The sequence below is a fragment of the Ruoffia sp. FAM 20857 genome, assembly GCF_045528645.1.
In the GTDB taxonomy this organism is placed as follows: domain Bacteria; phylum Bacillota; class Bacilli; order Lactobacillales; family Aerococcaceae; genus Ruoffia; species Ruoffia halotolerans.
Window position 1 is genome coordinate 1 of sequence record NZ_JBGQRB010000082.1, and the last position, 4,028, is coordinate 4,028.

The following is a 4,028-nucleotide window of genomic DNA, read 5'->3' on the forward strand; positions in this document are numbered from 1 at the left end:
GTAGATATTCTCCTTATGTTATTTGGTGGTACTTTTAATATAACGAATATCTGCGTCTTTTAGAAGACACAAAGATAGGGTTGATGACATTTTAATTTTTGTCAGCAACCCTATTTATTGTAGAACCATTTAAATTAGAAAGTAGTTGACAAATTCATTTTATGATGATAAATTGTATTTACTAAAGATATTTGGAGAGAGATAACATGAAAACTTTTAGCACACACACATTTAAATTAGCTACAATTATTAGCATTATTAGGTAGTGTTTGTATCCGCAGTATAGATACAAACACGAAAAAAACTTTCAAGTTTGTATCTATGCGTGCTAAAGTTTTTTGTTGCTCGTATAGACTAATAATCTAAACGAGCGGCAGATTTTATCTCGCTTTTTTAATATACAGCTGTCAAAGCCTGTTTAGATTATTAGTTAATCTAAATAGGCTTTTTTTGTAATAAAATTTTTTGGGAAAGGGAATGAAGATTAATAATGGAAATGTCAGTTAAACCACAAGATTTAAATTGGGAAACATTAGGTTTTGGATACATAAATACTGGTAAGAGTTTTAGAGCATACTATAAAGATGGGAAATGGGATGGAGGCCAAGTAGTTGAGGCCAATACAATCACAATTAGTGAAGCTTCACCAGCAGTACATCTTGGTCAACAATGTTTTGAAGGACTCAAAGCCTACAGAACAAAAGACGGTTCAGTAAATTTATTCAGAGTAGATGAAAATGCGAAACGACTAGCACGCTCAGCTGATCAAGTGATGTTGCCACCGTATCCAGAAGATGCGTTTGTTGAAGCGGTAAAAGAAATCGTCCGTGCAAACGAAGAGTGGATTCCTCCTTATGGAACAGGTGCAACGCTTTACATTCGACCATTCTTAATCGGAGTCGGTGATATCGTCGGCGTATCTCCGGCATCAGAAGCCTTATTCGGAATATATGTTACACCTGTCGGTTCATACTTTAAAGGCGGTTTACAACCCGCACCTTTCATGGTCAGTGAATATGACCGAGCTGCACCAAGAGGAACCGGATCAGCTAAAGTGGGAGGAAATTATGCCTCAAGTTTTAAAGCGGGAAAAGAAGCTCAAGTGCATAACTTTGCGGATTCAATCTTCTTAGACCCAGCAACACATACAAAAATTGAAGAGGTCGGGGCAGCGAACTTTTTCGCTATTACTGAAGATGATGTCTTTGTCACACCTAAATCACCGTCTATTTTACCAAGTATTACAAAATACTCTTTATTGCATTTAGCAGAACATGTGCTTGGTTTAGAAACTTTTGAAGGTGACGTCTTTATTGACCAACTGGATCACTACAAAGAAGCAGGGGCTATGGGGACAGCCGCAGTGATTACACCGATTGGAAGTATTACTCAAGGCGACAAGAAACATGTCTTCTATTCAGAAACTGAAGTCGGACCACTAACTAGAGCCCTTTATGATGAATTAACTGGAATCCAATTTGGTGAAAAAGAAGGACCCGAAGGTTGGATTCAAAAAGTTGAATTTTAATTGTTGATGACTTGGATTAAAAGAAAGGAATTATAAAAAATGACAAACAAAGCAGAATTACTATTTAAAGCTTACCGAGATAACGCACCTTTAGAAAAAGGGAAGTTTAATTTCGAATCGACTCAAGAAGCCTATCAAGTACAAGATGATGTACTTGCTCTGAAAGAAGAGAATGGTGAAAAACATCAAGGTTACAAAATCAGTTTAACGAGTAAAGAAACGCAAGATTTATTCAATAGTGACTCACCTTTATTCGGACAAATGACCGATGTCACTGTGAAAAAAGATGCTTCACTTTCATTAACTGATTACAATGAACCTCTTCTAGAAACTGAGTTAGTCTTCTTAGTTCAAGAAGATGTTAACGGCGACGATACAGACGAGGAAGTAATGAGAAAATGTTTGGTTGCCCCAGGGATTGAAGTACCCGATGGCCGTTATGATGACTGGTTCCCTAAGACAACTTTCTATGAAGTTATCGCAGATGGTGCAGTGAATGGGGCAGTCGTTTATGGAGAAGCCAAGCAATACAGTTATGACGATGTGAAAAATATCGAAGCAGTTCTGTATTTAAACGATCAAGAAGTCAAACGAGGAAATTCTGAAGAAGTATTAGGACATCCAGTTAATTCCGTGAAATGGCTAGCCAAAGCCTTAGAAGAGCGTGGGGAAAAATTAACTGCTGGTCGATTTGTCTCATCAGGAACATTTATGCTCCCAGAGAGATTAGAAGCGGGAAATTATCGCGTTGAATATGAAAATGTCGGTGACGTTCAATTAACTGTCAAACCATAAAAATCGGAGGAAAATAAAATGAAATTAAATAAATTAAGTAAGTTATTATTATCAGGTTTAACTTTAGTCGGTGCCTTAGCGATGCCATTCTCTAACAGTGTGAGTGCTCAAGAAGCAACAGGTGAACCAGTTGTTCTAGGAGTAAACTTAGAACTGACAGGACCCGCAGCACCATACAGTGTACCCGCTGTCGAAGCCTTTGAATTGTTTGTTGAACAAAAGAATGCTGAAGGCGGAGTATTAGATGGACGCCCATTAGAACTTGTAGTCTTAGATAATAAGACAGATACAACCGAAGGAGTTTCTTTACAAACACGTTTAGCGAATGATGAAGACGTTGTTGCTGTCTTTGGACCAAACGCTTCTGCAGTTGTTAATGCAGCAAAACCTGTAATCGAAGAAAATAATAAACCAAATGTCCTTCCAGCGACGACAGGAGATGGCCTGACATTAGATAGTAACGGCGAAGCCGTAGAGAACTTATTTAGAGTTGCCTATGAAGATTCATATCAAGGACGTGCCGGAGCTGAATATGTTTATAATACACTTGGCGCTGAGAACACGCTTCTTATCGTAGATAACGCATTAGATTATTCTTTAGGTCTAGCGGACGCTTTCGTTGAAGCTTATGAAGCTAAAGGAGGAACTGTTGTTGCAACTGAAGCTTATACTTCAGGTGATACAGACTTTTCATCACTGTCTACAGCAGTTTTAGGACATGAATTCGATGCCATTTATGTACCTGGTTACTATACAGAAACAGGCTTATTAGTCAAAGCACTCCGTGAAGTTGGCGTAACAGCACCAGTGGTTGGAGCAGATGGATTTGCGAGTGATACATTCGTAGAATTAGCTGGACCTGAAAACACAAATGACGTTCACTATACAACTCACTATGACACATCTTTAGAAAACGAAAAATCTAATAACTTTGTCGCAGACTATGAAGAAAAATTTGGTAAAGCCCCAGATACATTCGCTGCTTTAGGTTATGATGCGATTGCTTTCTTAGTTGATGGTATCGAAAGAGCTGGATCAACAGAGGCTGACGCAGTTAACCAAGCTTTAGCTGAAACTGTCGACTTCGAAGGAGTGACTGGTACATTCTCAATTAATGAAGAACATAACCCAGTCAAACCAGCCGTTATGGTTACCCTAGAAAATGGTGAAATTGTTAATGCTCAAGAAGTAAATGTGGAATAAATAGAAAAAAACGAGAAAGTACAGTTCATATTTGACTGTGCTTACTCGTTATTTTTGTAATAGCTCAGTTAATGCGCATTCGCTTAAAATACGAATGCGCGTTTCTGGCTAAACTAGAACTCGTTTAAAATAGGAATGCGCGTTTCCAGCTAAACTAGTATTCGTTTAAAATAGGAATGCGCGTTTCTGGTTAATCAAGTATTCGTTTAAAATACCAATGCGTGTTTTAGATTTTATGCTGGTCCTATGGACGTGGACAACCAGAGACACGCTCAATTTATTCATGAACTAAACTTATTTCTACCAAAAAGATAGTCAAGTAGTGTATTTCAGAATAAATATAAACTACGCTCCATTAATTGTTATTTTTTATAGGATGAATTGTAAAATTAAGTGCGACAAATAAAGAAACCCATAACAGGTTCGTGTAAAATGTTAGTAATGACAAAAACATAAACACGGAGGTCTGTTATGAGCTACACACATCTTACCATAGAGGAAC

3 protein-coding genes are annotated in these 4,028 nt (G+C 37.7%); all 3 read left to right on the plus strand.

What is annotated here, in order from left to right:
• The first annotated feature begins 496 nt into the window (after positions 1-496).
• From ACEN4N_RS11105 to ACEN4N_RS11115, 3 genes are read left to right on the plus strand one after another with little or no spacing between them, the layout of a single operon-like run.
• The gene (locus ACEN4N_RS11105; RefSeq protein ID WP_407090970.1) at positions 497-1,528 is read left to right on the plus strand and encodes a branched-chain amino acid aminotransferase; all 1,032 of its coding nucleotides are present in this window, start codon (positions 497-499) and stop codon (positions 1,526-1,528) included.
• Between the two features lie 39 nt (positions 1,529-1,567).
• Positions 1,568-2,323 carry a 2-keto-4-pentenoate hydratase gene (locus ACEN4N_RS11110; RefSeq protein ID WP_138404126.1) on the plus strand — a complete coding sequence of 252 codons (756 nt, stop codon included), beginning with the start codon at positions 1,568-1,570 and terminating at the stop codon, positions 2,321-2,323.
• An 18-nt stretch (positions 2,324-2,341) separates the two neighbouring features.
• Entirely contained in the window at positions 2,342-3,526 is a 1,185-nt protein-coding gene (locus tag ACEN4N_RS11115; RefSeq protein WP_407094243.1) for an ABC transporter substrate-binding protein, read from the plus strand.
• The last annotated feature ends 502 nt before the right edge of the window (positions 3,527-4,028 follow it).